General features: G+C 56.4%; 4 protein-coding genes. 3 read left to right on the top strand and 1 reads right to left on the bottom strand.

What is annotated here, in order from left to right; all coding sequences use genetic code 11:
* The coding region (locus tag Q0216_RS05645) for a hypothetical protein (RefSeq protein ID WP_298593632.1) at positions 1-420 on the top strand (420 nt) is incomplete at its 5' end.
* A gap of 133 nt (positions 421-553) precedes the next feature.
* Here Q0216_RS05645 and Q0216_RS05640 read toward each other — a convergent pair.
* Positions 554-964 (bottom strand): hypothetical protein, encoded by a 411-nt coding sequence (locus tag Q0216_RS05640; RefSeq protein WP_298593629.1) that lies wholly within the window; start codon positions 962-964, stop codon positions 554-556.
* A gap of 228 nt (positions 965-1,192) precedes the next feature.
* Between Q0216_RS05640 and Q0216_RS05635 the strand changes: the two genes are divergently transcribed.
* The gene (locus Q0216_RS05635; protein WP_298593627.1) at positions 1,193-1,564 is read left to right on the top strand and encodes a single-stranded DNA-binding protein; all 372 of its coding nucleotides are present in this window, start codon (positions 1,193-1,195) and stop codon (positions 1,562-1,564) included.
* 142 nt (positions 1,565-1,706) lie between these two features.
* On the top strand, positions 1,707-3,453 hold a 1,747-nt coding region (locus Q0216_RS05630), incomplete at its 3' end, for a hypothetical protein (RefSeq protein ID WP_298593625.1).

Genomic DNA, 3,453 nt, shown 5'->3' with positions numbered 1-3,453 from the left:
GACGGGCGTGCGTGCCAGCTGGCCGCCGTGGTAGCTGGTATCGCTACCGGCCTGGTGATTCTTGGTCAGCCGACCGAGGGGCGGCTCATTCCTACGATTGCGGAGGCTGAGCAGCAGGGTGGCTCCATGCTGGCAACCGGTCTGGCAGGCTGGGCTTTGTGGAAGGCTGGCTCTCACTCGATGCCGACGTTACCGGATATGCTGAACGGCAAGCTCGTCTGGGCTACCTCAGCTGCTGCCGGCTACTTCCTGCTCACTGGTACTTTGTCGATTGTCTTGCTGGAAGTTACGCTCTTGACGACTCATTATCTTCTGCGTGCTAAGTACAAGTCGTTGCAGGTGGATTTGAATTTCGCGCAGATTGTCGCCGTCCAGGTATGTCTGATGCTGAACATGATGCTTCTGATGTTCCTGCCCTAACGGTTAGGTAGTGAACACTAAAATCCCCCTCCCACAGTCAGTGTGGGAGGGGGATTTTCTCTGCGCACCGCACCATGTGAAGATCCGCGGTGGAGCCAACAGGACAACGGATTGGAGACGATCAGCGCTTCATCTAGCTGCCGGCGTCAAACATGAACAGTCTAGCCGGCCTAAAGTATCGGGTCGAGAGAATGTCGTGACGGTCCATGTCTTCTACCGTTACCGTGCCGTCCTCGCAGCGGTGCGCGAAATCTTCTAGCTCATCAATGGTTGCTCGTGCGCCTTCTGGTGCTGGCTCGACGTGCACCCGCCACTCAAATTCAGGCTGAGCGGCAACCGCTGCGACGAACTGGCGGACTGCCTCAGCGGTCAAGGGTGCTTCTGGCGGTTTGATCTGTGGGTTCGCTACTGCTGCCCATTCCACCAGGTGCGCCAGTGTATCCGTTGCTAGGCCAACGGTGAGCCATTCAGGCGAAATCTTCCGGTGCATCATCTCAACCGTGACGGTGTATAGTGGTTCACTCTGCTGCTGTTGCTCTGTCATCTTCTGTGGTTCCTTCTTCACGCCGGGCTAAGCGCGAAGTGCTCTTAGCCCGGCGTGCGCGTTTGTTTCCGTTACGTGTACGGTGTGGATTCCGTACTGGTGAATCTACCCGGGGGGTAACCCTGGGTTGTGGCATCTATAATACATACTAAATACTCTTATTTGCCCTTTAGATTCAAGGGGCGTATCAATTTTGCTGGTAAAGGTATCAGAAGAAAGGATAGAAACGTGGCAGATCAGGCGTATATGGGAAATCTGGCAGATGACCCGGTGCTCCGCTACAGCCCCGACGGCAAGCCGTGGGTGAGCGGCAGGATCATCGAGAACAAGAAAGACCGGTACGATCCGACCACCAAAACGTGGGTAAAGAACGAGAACAAGCTTGTCCTGTCCTACAAGCTGTCGGGTGCGCTCGCTGAGCATTTTGCGCAGAGTGCTAAGAAGGGGCAGCGGTGGGTGATTACCGGTGATTTGGTGACTCGTGAGTTTGAGAAGGACGGGGTGCGCCGGTCTATGACGGAGATTATCGGTACCGATGCTGCTGCGTCGGTCATGTTCGGGACGACTTCGTTCACGCGGGCTTCGTCAGGACAGCACTAGTCATAAGGTTTTTGAGGGGCTGGCACATGGTTGATGTGCCAGCCCCTTACTGTTTCTTCCCTTGCTTGTAGAGGGGTTTCGTATTGCGGGTGAAGTCTTGATTTTCAAGGTCACCCAGGCAGGTTACGTATATACTGGGAGCATGTTTACCATACTCATTATTCTCACCTTTGCGGTCTCGTATGGCATGCAATGGGCGATCCGCTTTGCGGCTCCGGGTAGCTCTTTGGAGTCGGGGCTTCTGAAGGCGCAGTTGCCTTTGACCGGAACGCTTCTTGCTGGTTCACTGGTGCTGGCGTGGCCGTCTATTCAGAAGACCCCGCCGCTGCTGGTCTTCTTGACCTCGCCGCTGGTCATCTTCGTTATTCTGCTGATTATGCTGGCTATGGCGCGGCGAGCGCAGTACCGCAGGACGGGTCGATCATGGCGCAGTCGCCAGAAGGAAGATCAGCAGCGAGGTCTAGCTAAGGCGACCGCTGAGTATTGGCCGCGGTTCTTCTGGTGGCTGCGGTTGGCGCTATCTGGTGACACCCCCAAATGGAGCCCGATTCATCAGGGCTTGCTGCTAGGTGCGTTGCTGGCGGCGGCGAACCTGTCGTGGGTGGGTGTGCTGATCGGTGCGTTGCTGGTGAGTGTTTCGGTTGCCCGTGCTTTCTCTTTGCGCGCTAAGCAGCAGGAGCATCTAGCCCGCTTGGGTGAGTTCTTGCTGGAGAAGAAGGTCATCAAGAAGGACATGGACCCGGCGAAGGCTATCAAGATTGATTGGGATCTTGACCAGCACACCCCCCGCCAAATCCGCATTGGATACCACGTTGGATACAGTGTGCACGAAGAACGCACTCGCAACGACTTCGAGAAGTCGTTCGACGGTCAGTTCTGGACTGATGATGCGTACAAGATCGTCTGGGATCAGCGTAATAACAAGATTGTTATCTCGACGATTGTGTTGCCGGCAAATATCCGCTGGAGCGGTCGAGTCCACGAAGACCCCTATACCTTCGTTATCGGCACGAACCTTGCCACCGGCGAGGACGTGACCTTCTCCGTCAAGAGCGAGAACCCGCACGCGCTCGCCTGCGGTGGTACCGGTTCGGGTAAGTCTGAGGTGATGATGACCTATATCGGTCAGGCAATGCTCAAGGGCTGGTATGTGGCTCTGGCGGACCCGAAGACGTCAGGTCTTGTCCAGTTCACCCGTAAGCGCCGCTACAGCAACCGTAACGGCATCAATACGGGTGTGGCTCCTTTGATGGTGGGAGATGCCCGCCCGGGCATTATTGCTCACGCTACCGATATTGTCGGCTGTGGTGACGTCCTGCAGATGGCGCTGGCGGAAATGGAGCATCGCAAGCAGCTCACCGCGCTCTACAATGTCTCCAATGTGGGTAGTCTGCCTGTTGATGTTCGTGCCGGCAAGGGAGGTACCGCCCCCATTAAGCCGATGCTTGTCGTCGTTGATGAGGTCGTCTCGCTGTTCATGATTGAGAAGGTTGATACGGATGATCCGGTAATGCTGAATCAGATGGAAGCCCGTAAGGCGGCAAAGGTAGCCCTGCTTCGCTTGGCGATGGAGGCTCGAGCGTTTGAGATCTTCTTGCTGGTGGCTGGTCAGCAGCCTTCAGCATCAGATTTGGGATCGAACTTCCGTGCACAGCTGGGTCTGCGTGTGGCCATGGGTGGTCTGAACTCCGGTACCTCTCTGATGGCGTTCAATGAGGCAAACCCGGTAGAGCTGAATACGTTGAACAAGCGCACCGGCAAGAAGGTGCCCGGTCGTGGCCGATTCAAGCCGGACATGTCACTTCCGACCGAGACGATGCAGGCATGGTGGTGTGGCCCCGAGGCTGCCGATCTGGACGAGTTCTGCCCCTACCCGGATTACCCGGAGG

The organism is uncultured Rothia sp. (assembly GCF_937976295.1).
GTDB lineage: Bacteria > Actinomycetota > Actinomycetes > Actinomycetales > Micrococcaceae > Rothia.
The sequence above is the reverse complement of the archived record's forward strand: the minus strand, read 5'-3'. Positions and strand labels throughout refer to the sequence as shown.

What these genes read in the sequence shown, in the direction of transcription:
- Q0216_RS05640 (WP_298593629.1), bottom strand. Translation starts at nt 964, where the DNA reads ATGACAGAGCAACAGCAGCAGAGTGAACCACTATACACCGTCACGGTT.